Here is a 905-nt window from a genome sequence, read left to right as displayed (position 1 = left end):
ATTCAAGACAAAGTGAGGTAATATCATGAGAGTTGTTTTTGGCATTGATGTCAGTAAGGCGAGTTCAGAAGTCGCGGTTTTCGTTGATACAAATAGAACGATCAGCTATAGTATCACTAATGATGCAATTGGTTTCTCAAAATTATTAAAGGATTTGAAAACTGTCTCTTCACCTGAGATTATCTTCGAAGCTACAGGAGTTTATTCACGTAGACTTCAAGCCTTTCTGGAGGAAAACCATTATTCCTACGTTCGTTTGAATCCACTCGAATCAAAGAAACAGATGGATGGTTTACGTGTCCGAAAAACAGATAAAATTGACGCAGAAAAGTTGGCTCTCATTCAGGTAAATTCCAATCGTAAATCAACTTACATTCAAGAAGAGGTTTACAATGAACTTCGAAATCTGAGCCGTTTCTATCAAAATATGACTGAGGACATTGTTCGAACTAAGAATCGCTTGCATAAAGTACTACAACTAACGTTTCCTGAAATTGAAGGAATCTTATCAACACCGAGTGGTGAGCAATACTGGAATCTAATCTTAGAGTTCCCTAGTAAGTACGAAATCTTGGCTTTATCACCGGAAGAAATAGCTGAAAAAATCCAAAATTCCACTTCAAAGCGAAGCTCAAAACAAAGGATTGCGAATCTTGTAGACAAATTACAAGAGTTAGCCAATCAATCCTATTGTGCAGTCAAGAAAGATTCTTGCATGATAGAAGAAGCTCGTTACTATGCCAAAGAATTACTTCGTCTGACACAACATAGACAAAGTATTCTAGACGAGATGGTGACCCTAGCCGAACCATTACCAGAATATGAGATTCTCCTCTCCATACCTGGAATCGCTAAAACTACTGCAACCAGTATTATTGGTGAACTTGGTGATATTCGTCGTTTTA

At 37.6% G+C, this 905-nt stretch carries 1 protein-coding gene; it reads left to right on the top strand.

The window, feature by feature from the left end; genetic code table 11:
- Positions 1 to 25: 25 nt before the first annotated feature.
- A partial coding sequence (locus ACXM1Q_RS09285) for an IS110 family RNA-guided transposase (protein ID WP_458517810.1) occupies positions 26 to 905 on the top strand: 880 nt, incomplete at its 3' end.

The organism is Streptococcus sp. 10F2, from assembly GCF_054331515.2.
The sequence above is the reverse complement of the archived record's forward strand: the minus strand, read 5'-3'. Positions and strand labels throughout refer to the sequence as shown.